Genomic DNA, 19,271 nt, shown 5'->3' with positions numbered 1-19,271 from the left:
TTGTTTATCAACACCACGGGAGGTTTCATCATGTCTAAATACGATGTGATTCTTGATGTCTATGAGAATCAGAGCATCTCAAAAGCTGCTCAAAAACACAACTACACACAATCAGCTGTCAGCCAGACCATTCGCAATTATGAAAAAGAGATTGGTCTTAAGCTGTTCAAGCGTTCAAAAAACGGAATGGAAGCACTTCCCGGAACAGAACCCATCTTTGAAGAACTTATGCATATCCGCTCCGCCAATACACGGATCGATCAGATCGTCTCAAATATCAACAATCTGGACAGTGGCTTTATCCGCATCGGAACGGTGCAGAGCATTGCCTATAACTGGCTCCCCGGAGTACTGAAAAATTTTTCTGCCGAATACCCGAATATCACCTTTCGGCTCTATGTTGACGGATTTCAGAACCTGACGGAAAAGCTTCGCAAAAAAGAACTGGACTGTATCTTTGTTTCGCAATATGTCGCAAAGGATTTCCCAAATCTGCCTGTCGGCACCGACGAACTGGTTCTGGTTACTTCCCTGGACCATCCTCTTGCCGATCAGCTGACGGTATCTTTTGCCGATATTGACGGACAGGATTTTGTTCTCTCCGCCGATGATTTTGATTATGAAACCGGAAAATTATTCCGATTAAACCATATCACGCCTAACGTAAGATTTCGGATCAATGAAGACTATACTGCGATTAAAATGGTGGAACAGGGCTTTGGCATCACTGTACTTCCCAAACTTCTGCTTCATAATATTCCATTCAACGTCTGTGTCCGTTCCTTTACCGAACACTTCCGCAGGAATCTGTCCGTAGCCTATCTGGATACACCTGAACTCTCTCCTGCACTTGATAAGTTTCTTACCTTTGTCACCAAATGGGCCAAAGAGTGTAAGTTGATCTGATTTCCTGTCACACACAAAACGGTACAAAGTTCTTCTATGACTTTGTACCGTTTTGCGCGTAACTTTATTTTGTTTATTTTCTCAGACCATCTCTGAGCGCATCCAGATTATTTCTCTATAATTCCGTATTTATAACCACTTTCTTTCATTAATTCAAGGTATGGTTTCGGATCAAAATATTCCGGTGCATAGACTCCAGCTTCTTTCCAGATTCCTCTTCCGATCAGCTCCAGTGCAAGTGCTGCTCCAAATCCTGTCTGGGCGGTAACAGCCTGGGTTCCCCATCTTTCGATAGACTCCTGATTATCAAATGGCTGATACAAGAAGTATTCTTTTTCCTTTCCGTCTTTCTTTCCGATACACTGTACTCCGACCAGCATTTTTCCGGTCATCTCATCTCCGATATCTTTTGGCTGTGGTGCACAGGCTGCAACCACATCTCTTGGAACTACCTTCACATCCCCTACCTGCACCGGCTTGATACTGCGAAGTCCCAGCTTATCCAGCACCTTAAGTGCCGTGATCAGATTCTCATCAAGACTGATCTTGAAGGTTGCCTTTTTCAATCCATACTGGCTTAAGTAGCGTGCCATCGTCACAACTTCCTCATGCTCTACCTTTACCAGGGTATTTTTTCCTACTCCTTCCGGCATCTCATAGACTTCCTGCCCTGCAAATGCTTTTTCTACGATAAATCCGCCCTTCTCCTTATCATACTCAACATTCGGGTTCATTACCTCATCCAGCACGGTCCACACGTTGAATCCAAACATAATGTCATCCGGATCTGCACCCGGAACAGACAGATTTCCGCCGTCTTTTACATGAACTTCTGTTATTTCATCCAAAAGCTCTGTCGCCGCGTATTTTGCAAATACATTTACAACACCCGGATCGATTCCCATACAGATCACAGCCATATTCCCCTGCTTCTTCCAGGCTTCATGACGGTCAAAATTGTATTTTGTCATCGGTTCAGTATAGCTGTTCTCAATACCAAGTCCGTAAGCCGGATTTTCCATCGGAACCGACCAGGTTCCCATGCTTCCGTAATCTGCACCCGTTTTAAATGCAGCGTCAAAAATCATATTACTTGCAAAAGGCGGCGCTGCATCCATCACAAAATCAATCTTATGCTCCCGGATCAGTTCTGCCATTTTCTCTGTATTTGTCGCATCAATCTTAGAAGCTTCAAAACGGGAATCCCCCTTCATCATACCGACAACTTCCTCTGCCCTTTTCAGATCATAGTCGCAGACCAGCACATATTTCAGCCATTCTCCCTTTTGGTCTCTCCACTGCATTACTTTTAAAATACTTTCACCGACAGCACCGGCTCCTACAAGCATCATTCTCATCTTTTTTTCCTCCAGCTTTTCTTTTTCTTCTGTCAAATTTTATTCAAAAAATGCCCTTTCCCTTCTTCCTCGGATAATACTTCTGTATGCCACCACGTACTGCCTGCTAACAGTCTCATCTCATATTAGTGCCCATATAAAAAGGGCAGAAAAAAACAGATACACGAAAAAAATCGTTCATCTGTTTTCTCTGTCCTTTTACCAGTTGGTTCTAGCCTCGTAGGCGGTGCTTTCTTTGCACACTCTCCAAAGATTCGTCAGGTCGCCTTCCTTTTTGCCTGTCAGTTTCCACGAAAGGAAGATGTTACCTTACGCTTTGCTTCTTCGGCCCCTTGCGGTGTCTAGGACGTCCCTCATCCGACATATTCTTGATAAATTTAAGTTTACCCTTTTTTATCTGTCCGGTCAAATCTTTTATTTCTTTCCTCCGAAAATAGCCCCCATAAAACGAACATAAGTATAAACAACAAGTGCTGCTGCAATAATTGTCTCGACCAGAACTACATACTGAAGAAATGGCATTGGATGTCCCATATTTGCTGCACATGCCATAGTTTGTTTAGTTGCGATCGCACTGATAACAAATGGGAATGTGAAGGCTGCATAGCTTGGGAAGAATGGCATCTTCAGATATCCCACTGCTTTTACCAGGGCAAAAATATAAATAACCGTTGCAACTACAAACATTGCCATCAGGAAACCGTATGATTTCGGTGTTACGGACTGTACATAACCTGCAATACACAGGCTGGTCGGTGCTGCGTAGATACAGATCAGCGGTTTTGCCGGATCCGGCACTTCTTTAAACTTCACATAACGATAGGTTACAAGTACAAGAAGTACGATCAGTGTTACAAATCCAAACCAGAATGCTGCGGTTCCGATTCCAAGTTGCTCATAAGCCGGTGCTGTAACAGCCGCTACAGCAATTCCTACATATACAATATAATAGCTTGCAAATACTTTTGGCATCTGAAGTTTCAGAACAAACTTCACCGTAAAGTATATGATCAGAATGATGTGAAGAATGATTGCCAGAAGCCATATGTAATAAGCTGCCTTTCCGATAAACGGTTTTACATAAGTGCTGAGAATCATAAGTGCCATCGGAAACGTTCCTGATACGCTTGCCATGATCGGATTTCCCATATCTTCTTTCACTGCTCCCGGGAACATGATCAGCTTCAAAAGCACCAGTATCAGAAGAAATGCTGCGAATATACCGCATACATAACGGATTCCTTCTGAATAGCTCTGAAGTAGATTTCCAAGTGCTGCCGCGCCAAGCATGACTCCGCAAAGCGGAATCGGTACTTTCTTAATTACGTCTTTCATTGTTTCTTTCCCTTTCTCTCATCAAGCGGCTGTCGTTACCACTTTATTTAGATATCTGCAATTTTTCTTCTTTCGCACGGTTCATCAATTTCATCCAGATTCTTGATACCAAGCTCACGACAGACGATCTGCGCTACCTTCCATGCACAAAGTCCTGTAAAATAGATACACTGTTCTTTGTGTTCACCCTGTCCCATATTGAATTCCTTTGTAAGAACTCTGCAGCAGATTGCATTTTTACCATTTGCCTTCTTGAACCAGTCATGAAGCTCGTGCGTAAGCTCCATACATTTGATACTCTTCGGGTTGGTCGGTCCATCCTGTTCGGTACGGCCGAAGAACATTCCAAGTGCAAGAATTCCTCCGTTAAATGCACCGCAGACACATCCTGATTTTCCTGCTCCTACTGCCATTCCGGATGCCATAGCTACAACCTCTTTCGGCACATCCAGTTTGAATTCATCGCGGATCGTGCTGACCAGAGCTTCACAGCAGTAATATCCATCTTTAAAACATTTCTCTGCCTTTCTCTGCACCTCTCTTGGACTGATTTCTGTTACCCCAATATTCATTTTCAAATCCTCCTGTAAAAAATATATTTGTGCCAGCACGATTATTTGTATATTTTGCCAGCATCCATGTATTACCATTATATTCTTTTATACATTTTATTCAAATTTAATTTTTCTATAAATATTCCATTATTATAGTCATCATCTATTTCCATGGAATTGTAGACAAAAAGGCACAAACTATACTCCGCTTTTTCATGCATTCTGTATAATTTGTGACTTACCCGCAACTTTTCGTTACTACTTATCAACTTTTTTCTTATCGTGTAATCTCTCCTGAGCGTATCTTTTGCAGCCATTCCTGTACGTGTTTCCGGAAACACTGCACGCCTGTGCGATCATCAGAAATATTTTCAAATCATGAATATCCATCTATTTTCTCCCTCTTTTACTCATATTTCTATTATAACACACTTCGTTTGTTTTTCCTAACCACCCATTCAACACTTTTAACCGAAAATTAAATCCAGTTACAGTCTCCACCGGTAATTGCAAGACTCAGAAGTCCATCCATTTTCTCTACTTCTTCTTCACCGATGATCTTTTCCAGTAATTCTGCCGTGTCCAGAGCATCTTCCATGGATTCGTCTGGTCCGATCTCATAGTCGATCTCTGCCTCACATTCCGGACATGGGATCCGGTTCATTGTCTGTAAGGATAAGAAACGGTTTCCACATTTTTTACATTCATAAAATCCACACTCTTTTGTGCCATCTGGTACGTAGTACATCGTATTTTAACTTCCTCTCCACATTTTAGTTTTTATATACAAAACATTCTCTCTTTTGTATGATCTTCTACTGCCTAGTATACACTATCTGACATATAAAAGTATAGTGTTATCCAGTTCATGCCCAAGAAAAAAAAGGACCATTTCCCATTTCTCAGGGAAACAGTCCTTTCACTTATCTTCAATTATTCTTCGACTTTCACCGGATTGGTCACACTTACCTTATGATCATACCAGACTCCTTTTTTTCCGAGCAGAGCCACATCAAATTCTTTATCCAGTTCAGGAACCGGAATATCAAATCCATAAACTTCTTCTGTTGCACCGTCGCTATAGGTTACCGTATCTGTTGTAGGTTCCAGAAGTTCTGCACCATCTTTCTGTGCATCTTCGGATGTTCCTTCAAACAGGTTGACGATCTTCTTAGAAACCAGGCTGACATGGATCGTCATTTTCCCGTCTTTTACTGTGAGTGTTCCTTTTCCGTCATTCGCTTCATTTACATGAAACATTCCGCTGTCAGTCTTGAACTCTGCTGTGTAGGTTCCGTCTTCAAGCTCACACTCTGTCTGTTCCTCTGTTTCCTCTTCTTTAGCAGAAGAGCTTTCTGCTGTCTTTGCTTTCGTATCTGATGTGTCTGATTTTGCACCGCATCCGCTCATCATTCCCACTGCCATTACAGCAGATAATACCAATACTAACAGTTTCTTTTTCATCTTATAAATCCCTCTTTTTTTATTTATTCTGCATCAATTGCAGCCTGTGTATGTGCCACATAAAGCTGCTGGATCGCATCGATCTCACCAAGACCTGCAATCTGTGTATCAATACTGTCAAATACTCCGGATGCTTCAAACTGGCTCTTCCAAGAATCGTCATCATCGCCTGCCATATCGTTGTTTGCATGATCTCCTGCTACAACCATCAGTGGACGAAGGATTACTTTCTTGTATCCTGCATTTTTGAGCTTTTCAATTACTGCTTCACAAGCGGTATCTTCCGGTTCGCCTTCTACGGTTCCGATAAATACATTCTCATAACCAAGCTGTTCCATCTGTGTCTGCATCTGTGAATAGCTGATCTTTGCTGTGTGTGAAGTTCCATGTCCCATAAATACAAATGCGGTTCCCTCTTCTTTTGTCGCATCCAGGCTGTCAAATCCAGCTGTCTTTACAGCTTCTGCTGTAATTGCTTCTGCAACAGCTGCTTTATCCTCATTGATCGCTGTTTCATCCGCTCCGACTTCACCGAGAAGTGGTTCTGCAATTTTTACAGATTCAAATTTATCTTTGTAGTTTTCAACTGCTTCTGTCAGTTCATCATACTCGGCACCATGCATCAGATGTGTCGGCTGTACGACCAGGTTCTTAACCCCGTTGTCGACTGCTCTTTCCAGTGCCTGATCCATATTGTCGATCTTCTCATCATCACGGGCCTGTACATGGTTGATGATGATCTGTGCTGTAAATGCTCTTCTTACAGACCAATCCGGATATGCTGCCTGAAGTGCTTTTTCCACACCACCGATATCCTCTGCACGGCTGTCATTAAAAGATGTACCAAAGCTTACAACCAGAATTTCATTTTCTCCGATGTTATCTTCGTTCAGCGGATCATCTTTCGATGCATCGCCTGTATCCCTTCCAAAATAATCCGGATCAGCGTTCTCGCCTTCTACCAGTTCTTTCTGTGCATCAGTAAGCTTATCCCAGGCTTCTTTTGCAGCCTTACACTGTTCATCTGTCTTGTCTGTTCTTTCCTGCACATAAATGTCATCGATCAGCTTTGCCACTTTGTCTGCTGCCTCCTGATCGCTGTCTTCGGATGTTTCTTCTGTCTTTGTAGAAGAAGTGTCCTCTGTCTTCTTGCTTCCACATCCAGTCATCATAGACACCGTAAGTGCTGTTGCCAGTAATGCTACTAATACTCGTTTCTTCATCTTGATCCTCCCTGACTTTTTTGTCATACTTTCAGGAATCGGAATGATATTCATTACACTTTACAGCATATTTTTTGTAAACAAAAAAATCCCCCGTATCTAAATTTAACGAGGGCGTACAAAAAAGAAACTGACATTTTGCCCTCGCAAAATCAGTCTGAAGTTTCTATCTTTCGTACTGCCAGTTACTCGTGGCATGAACTTTCCGTTCCTGTACTGCGAAAGGCAGGTCTCCCGACTGATTGCTCAGACGCTTGTGGCTTTCCTTCCCGGTCTCCCAGTGGTATGACAGCCTAAGCTTGCAAATTACGGTGACGAGTTCATACAGGACTTGCACCTGTTTCCCTTTTCACCAATCCAGACATTCCGTCTGATTGACACCTTACGCATCTGTATTTATTTTTCTAAACAAGCCTATTCTAGCACAGGCGTATGAATAGTGTCAAGAAAGGCTTGTCTGCTTCAGCACCGGCATCCGGAAAATCTGCACGATCAGCGGAATCACCATAACAAACCACACAATCGGCTCCGCAATGATAACCCCCGTGTATCCAAGATGTGGAACCAGTGTAAATGCGATCACAATTTTTCCAAGCATCTCAAGTGTACTTGATACGATCGGTGTAATATGGTCATCCAGTCCCTGCATGGCATTTCGCACAATGCAGATTACTGCTGTTACATAATAAAACAATGTATCAAATTTCAGATATCTGGTCGCATTTAAGATCACATTTTCATTATGTGTACCTGTTACCAGATAGACCAGTTTATCTCCAATCGTGTAGCTTGCCACGATCACAAGTGTACACCAGATACAAGTATAGAAAATCGCAAGCCAGATCCCTTTTTTGATCCGGTCGATCTTTCCTGCTCCAAGGTTCTGTCCACAGTAGGTCGCCATCGTATTTCCAAATACTGTAAACATAATCATGAACATTTCAGTCAGCTTCCGGGCTGCTGTCTGTGCTACGATATAATCATTCCCAAGTTTATTGATCGCTGTCTGAAGCGTCAGGGAACCGATATTGATCAGAGAGCTCATGAATCCCATGGACATTCCCGCACCCAGCATATTTTTCACCATAACCGGATTCGGATCTTTGAAATCTTCCCGGCTAAGTCTTAACAGTTCATATCTCTTTACCATATAAATCCAGCACACAACAAACGCGATTGCCTGTGCCAGTACCGTTGCGATCGCAGCTCCCCGCACTCCGCTTTTCAGCACTACGACAAAAAGCAGATCCCCAACAATATTCAGTGCAACTGAGATTGCCAGGATCACAAGTGGCGTCACGGTATCTCCGAGTGACCGGAGTGCAGCCGCGCAGGCATCATAGAGAAATGTCGCCACAAGCCCTGCAATGATCACGAAAATATAGCTTTTTGCCGTTGCCATCAGATCTGACGGAACATTCAGTATATTTAAGATCGGCTGTAAAAATAACAATCCGAACACCGTAAAAAATATTGCAATTCCTGTACCCATGGTCAGCGACATTGCGAATGATTTCTTCACATTTTTATAATCCTTTGCACCGAATTTCTGTGCAATAATAATCGCGAATCCCCCCGAAAGTCCCTGCAAGAATCCAATGATCAGATTACTTAAGGTTGTGGTCGCGCCGACAGCCGCCAGCGCATCCTCTCCCAGGAAAGTTCCGACAATTCTGGTATCCACAAGACTGTATGTAAGCTGCAGAAGATTTGCGAAAAAGATCGGCAGCGCAAAAGCCAGTATCAGTGTGGATGGTTTTCCTTTTGTTAGATCTTTCATATTTTAAATTTCATCCTGTCTAATTTTTCTTGTCCATCAATCCGAACTGTATCGTAACGCAGGTCGCAATGATCAGTCCAAACATATAGAACGAATATTTCAGTACATTAAGCGGTGATACATCAGCAAGTGCCGTAATCATCAGCATACCACCATCATGTGGCATCAGTGCAATAAATGCGCAGGCAAAGATATCCACCAGACTGGCAAGTCTCTTCGGTGCGATCTTATATTTTTCCCCGATTTCTTTTGCGATCGGACAGGTAACAATGATTGCGATCGTATTATTTACCATAGCTGCGGAAAGGATACCTGACATCAGTCCGATTCCATATTCCGCACCACGTCTGCTCTTGATCTTGCTGCTGATCGCGCCCACCAGCCATTCAACACCGCCATATTCACGTACAAGACCGATGATACCGGATACAAGAATGGCAACGATACTGATGCTGAACATATCACTCATACCACTTCCAATTGCCTGGATCCATTCAAAAAATCCACAACTTCCAACACAAAGTCCAATGATACCGGATGCAAGTATTCCTACAAAAAGGACTACTGCAACATTAACTCCCATAAGTGCCGCAATTAGAACAATAAAATAAGGAAGGACTTCGATGATACTATAGCTTCCTGCTTCGATTGCTCCGCTTCCGACTCCGCCAAAAATCGAGTACAGGATCATTGCCACAATTGCCGCCGGAAGAGCAATGAAAAAGTTCATTTTAAATTTGTCTTTCATCTCAGAACCACATCCTTCTGCTGCAGAAATGGTTGTATCTGAAATCATGGAAAGGTTATCTCCAAAATAAGATCCCCCGATCACTGCCGCACCGACTACCGCAACATTTAAATGCGCTCCCTGTGCCACATTGATCGCAATCGGAGCCATCGCTGCAATCGTTCCCATGGATGTTCCGATCGATGTAGAAATAAAGCAGCACATCAAAAATACACCCGGAACCAAAAGTTTCACCGGAATAAAATGCAGACAGAGATTCACAACCGAATCTTTTCCGCCCATTGCCGCTGCTGCTCCCTGGAATCCACCAGCCATCAGGTAGATCAGAACGATCATCATAACTCCTGAATTTCCCATGCTCGTTGTCATAATATTCAGCTTATCCTGTACACCAATGCCACGGTTAAGGAGAAGTGCTACCGCACACCCTGCAAGAAGCGCGACGTGACGCGGGAACTTTCCGAACGGTTCGTCTGCTCCAAGCAGGGTAAATGTAATCCCGCACCCTACATAACATACCAGAAATACGATCAGTGGAAGAAATGCCACTGCCCCCATATTTTTCTTTTGTCTGTCCATCTTTTTCCCCTCTCAATCCTCTTTTTATATTATTTTGCTGCCAGATGCTTATCCAGTGCATCTTTAAGCTGTGTCAGTGCCTGTTCCAGAGTCACACGCGGGCAGGCAACATTGAATCTCTCGAACTGAGCGGTCTCCGGTCCGAAGATGATTCCGGAATCCAGCCACAATTTTGCCTCCTCCAGCATCAGGTGCTCCAGCTCTTCATTGCTAAGTCCATATCCGGAAAAATCAACCCATACCAGATAGGTTCCTTCCGGCTCTACCATCTTCGCTTTCGGGAAATTCTCTTTCACGAACTTGCTCATATATTTTACATTTTCATAAATATACTGCACCAGTTCATCTACCCACTCAGCACCTTTGGTGTAACATACCTTGACTGCAAGCTGTCCCATCAGACTTCCCTGGCTGTAAGCTGCCTGTGTATTCGCCCACTGGTATTTTTTCCGCAGCTCTTCATTTGGAATGATGATATTTGCCGGCTGAAATCCTGCTACATTGAATGTCTTTCCAGGGGAGCTGTAAAGCGCAAGGATCTGACGGTACTTTTCGTCCAGATTCATGCAGCTTGTGAACGTATGTCCCGGGAAAATGAAATCACAGTGCATCTCGTCCACCATCCAGGTCACGTTGTATTTCAGACAGATTTCTGCAACTCTTTCCAGTTCTTCTCTTGTCCAGACCCTGCCGACCGGATTGTGCGGATTACAGAAGATCAGCGCTTTTACGCCTTCCTCCTGAATCATTTTTTCCATCTTTTCAAAATCAATTGAATAATGATTATTCTCATAGCGAAGCTGGCAGTTCACCAGTCTTCTTCCGTCATTCTTTATTACTTCACTGAATGGATAGTAAACCGGCTGCATAACCATCATGGCATCTCCCTTTTCGGTAAATGCTCTTACGCTTGTTCCGAGTGCATAGACGATTCCGGCTCCAAGTGTTACCCAGTCCGGCTCGATTGTATAACCATAGCGGGTTGAGAACCAGTGGTTCATCGCTGCAAAATATTCATCCAGTGGATCGGTATAACCAAAGATTCCATGATCGATCCTCTTGTGAAATTCATCCAAAATCTCATCCGGCAGACGGAAATCCATGTCTGCCACCCAGAGCGGAAGCAGATCATCTCTTCCCTTTCGTTTCATTCCAAAATCATATTTCAAACAATCCGTTCCATGTCTGTCAATTACTTCATCAAAATTGTATTTTCCCATCTTATGCCTTCCTCCTTTTCGCAAAATTCTCTCGTTTTTTATACCTCTTTTTGTTAGACATGTCAATGTTTTTTCTATGGAAGTATAAAATAGAATGTACACTGACCCAATAAAAATAGCTGTGGATTGAACCGACTTCCAATCGTTAGAATTTAGGTCTAACTTTTGGGGCAGGTTTCATCCACAGCCATTTTTCCTTATGATTCTTTTATTTTATCGTATGCAAATATATGCCATATACACTGCATACATTCCAAGCATCGTAGCGCCTTCTCTTCGGTCGATCATTTTTGAAGTCCATGCAAACACCAGAACAACAAGACTCATCGCAATCAGTACAACCGTATCAATGATATTATCGGTAAGAAATTTCACTGGACTGATGGCAGCTGCAACTCCAAGTACCAACAGGATATTGAAAATATTAGAACCGATCACATTTCCGAGTGCCATATCCACTTCATTCTTTCTTGCCGCAACAATCGATGTTACAAGCTCCGGAAGACTGGTTCCCATCGCAACGATGGTAAGTCCGATAAGTGTCTGACTGAGTCCGAATGCGCTTGCAAGTGCTGAAGCACTGTCTACAACAAAATCACCGCCAAACTTGATTGCGATCATGCCGCCAACAATAAATAACGCACATTTCCAAAGTGGCAGGATCTGAATTTCTTCGTCTACTAATTCTCCCTCTTCGAGCATCATCTGACTTTCCTTGTGTGCTGCTCTTGCTTTCTTGGCAGAACCAATCATCCAAATCAGATAAGCTGCAAAAATAAGGAGAAATACACCGCCATCTAAATGTCCTAAAAGCATCCCGACATATCCAAGCACCATCAGCAAGGCCGCACAGATAATTGATAATGGAAACTCTTTTTTCAATGTATCTTTTTTTATCGTAAGAGGTGCAAATAACGCACAGGCTCCACAAACAACCATCAAGTTGAAAATATTCGATCCGACAACATTACTTACCGCAAGTGAGTTATTCCCTGTCAGGGATGCCGTTACACTGACCGCACATTCCGGAAGGCTGGTTCCCATTGCAACGATGGTCATACCGATGATCATCGATGGAACATGAAGCTGCTTCGCAACAGAAGAACTTCCTTCTACAAAATAATCTGCTCCTTTCATCAATAGAGCAAACCCTATAATTAAAATAATGATTGATTTTATAAGTGCCATGACCAAAACCTCTCTTTTAAATACTTCCTACCAAATTGCAACTTCCACTATAAAACAAGAAAATTTGGCTGTCAACTCTAAAGGCAGGGATTCGTGATATTTCACAAATACCTGCCTTTTACTTGTTCTACCGAATAAAATTTGTCGGAATCTTTGCTTCTTTTTCCGGAAGTCCAAACTGCTCTTTTCCAAGTGCAATACTCTTCATAAGGAAAGTCATATTTCTTGCAAGTGTACGCATCGTCTGCCTTCCTTCCTCATCCTTTTCGGCCTCTCCCGGTGCTGCCCCATGGATGCTGTTCCAGTACTGGCTGGATGCAACCGGCATTCCGGAAATGGTAAAATATTTGTTCAGCTCATCAAATGTCGCAGAACATCCGCCACGTCTTGCACAGGCAACGCTTGCTCCCACTTTCATCGTTTTATCAAAATGACTGCTGTAGAACAGTCTGTCAAGACAGGCGATCAGAGTTGCATTTGCAGACGCATAGTACACCGGACTTGCGATTACAAGACCATCTGCTTCTTCAAACTTCGGAGCTAGTTCATTGACCACATCGTCAAAGACACATTTGCCTTTTTCATAGCAGGAACCACAGGCGATACAGCCACGAACTGCTTTGTTACCGATAACAACTGTCTCAACTTCTACTCCGTTTTCTTTGAAAATATTCTCCATCTCTTTTAATGCAATGGCTGTGTTTCCGTTTGCTTTCGGGCTTCCGTTGATCATAAGTACTTTTAAATTTTCTTTCATGATAATGATTCTCCTTTTCTGACAATTTACTACTTCTATTCTATCACTTTTTTTTGGTTTTGCAGAAAATGTTGTCAGGCGAATAAGAAAATAAAACGGGACAAATCCAATTGTTGTGCAATGGAGAGAAGACTCAGAAATTGTGGAAGCCTTTGCTGACACAATTTTCACTCTCAGAGGCTTCTCGGAATGCCCTGCGCAACGGATTTGTCCCGTTTTATTTTCTTATTCGCCGTCAATCCTGACAACGTTTACTTTCCTTCCCCTTCCGGGAAAATAATCTTATTTACGAAGAAGAATACCACCATCGATACCCCTCCATTCAACACTGTCGTTCCAATATTGTATAACCATCCCGGCACAAACATCCCGGCTACCGCAACCCAGATACAGTTGATCGAGTTTACGATACAGGTAACAATACAGAATGCGATCAGATACCAGAATGCCTGATACCATACTTTTCCTTTACTGCGGAATACAAAATTTCGCTGGATCGGAAAGTTAATACACTCTCCGACTACCATCGCGATCATGTACGCACAAAAATAAGGAAGTCCGCCATGTGCGGCGTCATATCCGATGATGTTCCACTTGAAAGTCTCACCGAATAAAGTAATGTCAATTCCCGGAAATCCGAAATCTACTTTTGGAAGTCCTGCAAATGCCAACGGCAGGAACAACAAGAGTAAATATTTGAGCACTGTGATCAGGTTGCTGACGATCACGAACAGACCGCCCTCCCGGATCCATTTGGAGGCTCCGGGATGCTTGTCTGCGAAGTGCTGCCATGAAATTTTAATACTGTCTATCATATGCAGTCCTCTTTCATACATTCTTATTTTTTCTTTTTCGCAAGCTTTTCCTGTTTCTTCTTTTCATAATAGCCTTCTGCTTTTAAAATTTTTCTCTTTTTCACATCTTTCCAAAGAGCATAAGCCATCCAGAGAATTAAAACAGCAGCCAGAACATAAAGTACCTTTACGATCTTCTGAACCAGATTCGTCTGCTTTGTAATCGTCGGTCTTAATATATCCGTATTTCCTGTTTTTTCTGCATAATTCATGTTTGTCACACGAGCATTCAAATAAGTATAGATAATATGTTTTGCCGTTTCACGAAGTGCTTTCTGATAAGAAGCCGACTCTGTTTCTCCATTGATCGGACTCATCATATTCATCCAGATATCTCCACCTGCACGAAGCATCTGTCCACCGTTCATATATTCTGCATGGTCAGAAAAATCTGTGACAACCGTTCCTTTGAATCCCCATTCATCACGAAGAATTCCAGTCAAAAGTGCTTCACTTCCGCCAGCCCATACAGCTCCGATACGATTATAAGAAGTCATAAGTCCGGTTGCGCCATAATCTTCAACCAGGATTCTGAATGGCTTCAGATAAACCTCACGTAATGCCTGCTCTGGCATCCACAGATATACAGAATCACGGTAAATTCCGGACTCTCCATCATTACAGATAAAGTGTTTTATATACACATACATACCTGCACTCATAACACCTTTTACTTCATTTCCGGACATCAAGCCAGAAAGTATTGAATCCTCTGAAAAATATTCATAGTTTCTACCATTAAGTGGAGAACGATGGATATTAACGGATGGACCATATAAACCATCATATCCAAAGGCTGCTCCTTCCTGTCCCATCTGTAAGCCCTGATTAAATGCCAGATCTTTATTCCATGTCTGTGCCAGTACTGTTGCATTTGCGAAACCAGTTCCTGATGCATTCATTCCCTGTGTAAACGATCCAACCTGGTTCGGTCCGTCAAAATCCAACGCAATTGGCTTTCCAACACTTTCAAATGCCCCTGTATTTACATATGCATAATTTACAGCTGTCTGCATTTCTTTGATTGTCAACTGATCCAATACATCTTCCCACTTTGGATCATCATAATCAGATCCAAGTTCTATTCCAAGTTCTGTAAGCTTACCGTTTTCTTCTACCTTCAGATTATTCTTTGCACCTGTTGTGATCGGCTCATCATTTTCATCGATCCAGTCATTTGCCATCTCATCGGTATACAGATTCAGTTTTTTGACATTTTCTGCCATTTCCCTTGTTTTGATATTTTCTTTTGGATATGTTCCTGCAAAATCCGAACGTGTTAAATATATAATTCCTGATTCACTTTCCGAGCCATCCAGACTGACTCCGTCTACTGCGTCTGCACCGGTAAATTTATTCAATACCGTATTTCCGGTTGTTCCGTCTTCCTGATATTGAATGTTATCCTTAAGATCAATATTAAACTGATTTTTTACAGTATGGGAATCTGTTCTGATAGAAAAAGTATAGGTACCCTCATCCAGCTCATACCCCGCAAAACCATTCTTATTATTATCATAAGCATCATAATTTGCCATATCCTCTGCTGATACAGTTACAACAACTTCTTCTGATTCTCCCGGTCCAAGTAATTTTGTTTTTGCATAATCACCAAGCTCTACCGCGCTTTTTTCGATTCCGCCCTTCTCATATGGAGCTGTATAATAGAATTCTACAACATCTTTTCCTACTTTATCTCCTGTATTTGTCACTTTTACTGTAGCCGATACTGATCCATCTTTAGCTATCTCTACGCTGTGATCTTTCAGCTCCCAGTCAAAAGTTGTATAAGAAAGACCATATCCAAACGGATACTGTACAACCCCTTCGTATCCTTTTCCATGATCATTCTCTACTTGGTTCCAATAGCCTTCTGCATCTGCAGTTTCATACCATTTGTATCCAACATAAATTCCTTCTGCATAATCTACATAGGATACCTGATCATACTGAAATTCTTCTCCAAGGTTGCCATTACTGGTTCCATTATACGGATAAAGTCCTTTTCCATTAGAATAACTTCCTACACCATTTTCCCCAGCATTTGCATAACTGGCTGCTGTATTAAAATCATAAGCCCATGTATCCGCCGTATGTCCACTCGGGTTTACATCTCCCCACAGGATTTCCGGCAGTACACTCGCTGCATACTGTCCTGTATATCCGGCGAGCAGGCATGCATCAATTCCATCAATCGTTTCAATCTGTCCAAGCGTCATTACATTTCCGGTATTTAACACAACAATCACATGTTCAAAATTCGCTCCTGCATAAGTAAGTAATGCTTCTTCTTCCGTTGATAAATCCAAAAAAGTTCTGGTATCGTCTACAACAACTTCTCCATCCTTTTTATTGATCTTATACTGCTTCTGCGGATTATCATTAGTCTCACCAGTCGGGCGACCAATTACAACAATTGCTGTATCTGAATAATCCTTTGCATTTTGCAATAATTCTTCTGTATAGGATTCTCCATCATTGATATCCGGCTCATATAGACGGCTGAAATCTTTCGGCCAGCTTGACAGTGCATTTTTGTACTCTCTTTCACCACAGAAATCCTGATACATTTTTTCCAGTTCTTCATTATATTCAATTCCATAATTTTTAAGCGCTGTAAGAATTGTTTCATCAGTACTTATAATCTGGCCAGATCCAGAGCCACCTCCAAGCCACTGTGTAGAAGCCCAGCCAAATACATTGACCTTGTTTACATCTTTCGCTAATGGCAATGTTTCATTTTCATTTTTCAGAAGTACTGCTCCTTCCCGTTCGATATCCATAGACAAATCTTTCCCTTGATTTAAGATATCCTGCGTCTTTTTTTCTGTAATATCAATATCCATATCACCCATAAATCCCTGGAGCATTCCATTAAAAGGCGTTGTAATCTGTGGAATTACAATAGCTGCTCCCAGGAAAATCACTCCAAATACCATTCCAAAAGAATGTCTCACAAAATGCGGTTTTCTTTTTCTTTCCGCTTTTCGCTGTTTTCTTTCTTCTTTCGTTTTCATAACCTCTTTCCTCCGTTTTATTTATCTTATGTTCCTATCCTATCACATCATTTCTCCCCTGGTAAAAATCTGCATAATCTGCACTTTTTCCGCACAAACGGTTTCTGTGCTATAACTTTTCCATAAAATAAGCGCCATGTTTTTATGCATTTTCACATAACCATGACGCTTTTTTACAAAATCTTTTTTAATTCTCTTTTTTATTTTCTTTCATCGGAATCAGAATTTTCAGGTCAAACCAATGATCCTTCGTATCAATACTGACCGCACCTTCATATTTATTGACCGTATACTTAATACTCTTCAGTCCATATCCATGAGATGATTTTTCTTTTTTGGTTGTGATCAGCGAACCTTCTTTATACTGCAATTCCTCTTCATAATAATTCTCAAACCGGAGAATCAGAAAACTTTTCTGCCTTGATACCGTCACATGAATCAGGCGTTTCTCCTTTTCCGGGATCTTCATTTCGCACTCGATCGCATTGTCAAGTGCATTCCCGAAAATGCTGCAGATGTCCATGACATCCATAAAATCCAGAAGTGTTCCGTCTGCCACGCAGGTAAATGTGATTCCATGCTTGTTACAGTACAGGCTTTTCGTTGTAAGTACCGTATCCAGAACTTTATTTCCCGTCTTATTCTGCGCTTCATACTGGCGGATTTCCTCCTCCATCCGGTTCAGGAATTCTTCTCTCTTCTTCGGGTCTTCCTCACTTCTGAGCACTGCGATCTGGTGTTTCAGATCATGATATTTGTAATTGATCAGATCAATACTCTCCCTGGACTGCTTATACTGCACATACTGGTTCTGAAGGACATTCTGCACTGCTTCCAACTCCTTTTTCACACGCAGTTCCCCACACTGGATCAGATGCGCATACAGAATCGCAATTCCTCCGATATCGACTAAAGTTCGGATATTTCCGATTTCAAAAGAATACGTTCCGGAAAATGGTGTATTACTTGTCAGAAAACTCAAATTACTCACTGCAAATACCGCAATAGCAATCAGCTGTGCAGAAAATAATTCTTTCGGACTGATATTCATTTTCCCGTCTTTCGGCAGATGTGTCTGCATGATTTTCAGCAAAACAAATGCAATGCATCCATAAATTCCAATCAACAGTAATGCCCGGATCCAAAGTGCCGGCATCTGTCCCTTCCAGATAAAACACACGACCTGCCATTCGATTGATGCCAAGAACTCCGCCACTACAAACGCGATCATCCCAAAGTAAATTGCATCTGTACTGCCAACATCACAGCATCCATAAATAAATCCGATCATCAAAATTACCGCAATGACCATACACGGAATCCAGAAATAAATCATCAGATTCCCTGTCACAACAAGGAACACACTCTGAACCACCAGTGCCCCTGCCATCAGTAACACCATCTTTCGCTTATCTATTCTTTTTTTCAATGGCAGGATGAAGATCATACATGCCAGCCACTCCGCAAGTGCCGTATAAAACCGTGGGATATCCGGCATTATTGTATCCATCATTTTACAACCTCTCCCCAGTATTTTGTCAGTTCTTCCATAAATTCCTTTTTACGGGCACGGCTCAGTACCAGCTGTTCTCCCTTTACAGTCGCACATCCATCCTGGATTCCGTCCACATGCTGCAGGTTGATCAGATAGCCTTTATTTCCACGGCAAAAATTCATCCCCTTCAGCTTTTCTTCCATTTCCTTCATCGTTCCGCTGGTCTCATAATCTCCCAGGATCGTATGCAGGATCAGGGTATGTCCCTGACTTTCGATATAATAAATATTGGCGACGTTGACGCGCACCGCACCGCCTTTGATATTCACCATGATCACTTTCTGTTCTCTCTTTTTCATACGTCCGATTGCCCGGTTCAGTCGCTGGGAAAAGGCAAAATAGGAAACCGGCTTCAACACGTAATCCAGGGCATCCACTGCATATCCACGGATCGCATACTGTGCCATGTTCGTGATAAAAATAATGACAACCTCGGTATCCATCTTGCGGATTTCTTCTGCCGCAGACATACCATCCATGAATTTCATTTCCACATCCATCAGGATCAGATCGTACTGTGACTGATATTTGTGTACGATCTGGTCTCCGTCGGTATAAACCGTGATATCAAATAATTCTCCGTTTTCTTTTTCATACTGATGCAGAAACTCCTGCAGCTGCTGCGCATACAGCACTTCGTCTTCTACGATCGCAATCTTTATCATTGGTTTCCCTGCTCCTTTCTCATCGTACACGCCAAAGGGGGACTTGCACTTAAAATTATTTTAGTACA

16 protein-coding genes and 1 riboswitch are annotated in these 19,271 nt (G+C 42.2%); of the genes, 1 reads left to right on the top strand and 15 read right to left on the bottom strand.

Translation table 11 applies throughout. The features are described from left to right. The first annotated feature begins 30 nt into the window (after positions 1-30). Positions 31-906, top strand: a complete 876-nt coding sequence (locus tag PG418_RS10515) for a LysR family transcriptional regulator (protein WP_008368761.1) — start codon at positions 31-33, stop codon at positions 904-906. A 107-nt stretch (positions 907-1,013) separates the two neighbouring features. Here PG418_RS10515 and PG418_RS10510 read toward each other — a convergent pair whose 3' ends face one another. From PG418_RS10510 to PG418_RS10440, 15 genes are all read right to left on the bottom strand, one after another. Continuing rightward, the gene (locus PG418_RS10510; RefSeq protein ID WP_055260452.1) at positions 1,014-2,264 is read right to left on the bottom strand and encodes a saccharopine dehydrogenase family protein; all 1,251 of its coding nucleotides are present in this window, start codon (positions 2,262-2,264) and stop codon (positions 1,014-1,016) included. Between the two features lie 414 nt (positions 2,265-2,678). Then, a complete protein-coding gene (locus PG418_RS10505) occupies positions 2,679-3,599 on the bottom strand; it encodes a TDT family transporter (protein ID WP_055247981.1) in 921 nt (306 codons plus the stop codon). 47 nt (positions 3,600-3,646) lie between these two features. Further along, positions 3,647-4,171: a C-GCAxxG-C-C family protein gene (locus tag PG418_RS10500; RefSeq protein WP_022220060.1), complete on the bottom strand. Its 525-nt coding sequence runs from the start codon at positions 4,169-4,171 to the stop codon at positions 3,647-3,649. A 460-nt stretch (positions 4,172-4,631) separates the two neighbouring features. After that, positions 4,632-4,901, bottom strand: a complete 270-nt coding sequence (locus tag PG418_RS10495) for an FmdB family zinc ribbon protein (protein WP_008368773.1) — start codon at positions 4,899-4,901, stop codon at positions 4,632-4,634. A 185-nt stretch (positions 4,902-5,086) separates the two neighbouring features. Further along, positions 5,087-5,617 (bottom strand): hypothetical protein, encoded by a 531-nt coding sequence (locus PG418_RS10490; protein WP_022220058.1) that lies wholly within the window; start codon positions 5,615-5,617, stop codon positions 5,087-5,089. 23 nt (positions 5,618-5,640) lie between these two features. Beyond that, positions 5,641-6,840 (bottom strand): sirohydrochlorin cobaltochelatase, encoded by a 1,200-nt coding sequence (locus PG418_RS10485; protein WP_055247979.1) that lies wholly within the window; start codon positions 6,838-6,840, stop codon positions 5,641-5,643. Positions 6,841-7,047: 207 nt separating this feature from the next. Further along, positions 7,048-7,240, bottom strand: a riboswitch (cobalamin riboswitch). Positions 7,241-7,282: 42 nt separating this feature from the next. Beyond that, positions 7,283-8,620, bottom strand: coding sequence for an MATE family efflux transporter (locus tag PG418_RS10480; protein ID WP_022220056.1), 1,338 nt, complete (start codon positions 8,618-8,620; stop codon positions 7,283-7,285). 19 nt (positions 8,621-8,639) lie between these two features. Then, positions 8,640-9,947 (bottom strand): Na+/H+ antiporter NhaC family protein, encoded by a 1,308-nt coding sequence (locus PG418_RS10475; protein ID WP_055296528.1) that lies wholly within the window; start codon positions 9,945-9,947, stop codon positions 8,640-8,642. A gap of 29 nt (positions 9,948-9,976) precedes the next feature. After that, the gene (locus tag PG418_RS10470) at positions 9,977-11,167 is read right to left on the bottom strand and encodes a MalY/PatB family protein (RefSeq protein WP_498837366.1); all 1,191 of its coding nucleotides are present in this window, start codon (positions 11,165-11,167) and stop codon (positions 9,977-9,979) included. A gap of 213 nt (positions 11,168-11,380) precedes the next feature. After that, a complete protein-coding gene (locus PG418_RS10465) occupies positions 11,381-12,355 on the bottom strand; it encodes a calcium/sodium antiporter (protein WP_022220053.1) in 975 nt (324 codons plus the stop codon). A gap of 127 nt (positions 12,356-12,482) precedes the next feature. Beyond that, positions 12,483-13,112: a flavodoxin family protein gene (locus tag PG418_RS10460; RefSeq protein WP_498837365.1), complete on the bottom strand. Its 630-nt coding sequence runs from the start codon at positions 13,110-13,112 to the stop codon at positions 12,483-12,485. A gap of 251 nt (positions 13,113-13,363) precedes the next feature. Next, positions 13,364-13,924 carry a GtrA family protein gene (locus PG418_RS10455; RefSeq protein ID WP_498837370.1) on the bottom strand — a complete coding sequence of 187 codons (561 nt, stop codon included), beginning with the start codon at positions 13,922-13,924 and terminating at the stop codon, positions 13,364-13,366. A gap of 26 nt (positions 13,925-13,950) precedes the next feature. Then, on the bottom strand, positions 13,951-16,983 hold the full coding sequence (locus PG418_RS10450; RefSeq protein WP_498837364.1) for a glycoside hydrolase family 3 N-terminal domain-containing protein: 3,033 nt from the start codon (positions 16,981-16,983) through the stop codon (positions 13,951-13,953). A gap of 187 nt (positions 16,984-17,170) precedes the next feature. Beyond that, positions 17,171-18,496: an ATP-binding protein gene (locus tag PG418_RS10445; RefSeq protein ID WP_498837363.1), complete on the bottom strand. Its 1,326-nt coding sequence runs from the start codon at positions 18,494-18,496 to the stop codon at positions 17,171-17,173. Continuing rightward, complete coding sequence (locus PG418_RS10440; RefSeq protein ID WP_498837362.1) at positions 18,493-19,203, bottom strand: LytR/AlgR family response regulator transcription factor; 711 nt, start codon at positions 19,201-19,203, stop codon at positions 18,493-18,495. Before PG418_RS10440 ends, PG418_RS10445 begins: the two co-directional genes overlap by 4 nt. Between the last annotated feature and the right edge of the window lie 68 nt (positions 19,204-19,271).

It is taken from the genome of Bariatricus sp. TF06-38A (genome assembly GCF_027690675.1).
In the GTDB taxonomy this organism is placed as follows: Bacteria; Bacillota; Clostridia; order Lachnospirales; family Lachnospiraceae; genus Allocoprococcus; species Allocoprococcus comes.
The sequence above is the reverse complement of the archived record's forward strand: the minus strand, read 5'-3'. Positions and strand labels throughout refer to the sequence as shown.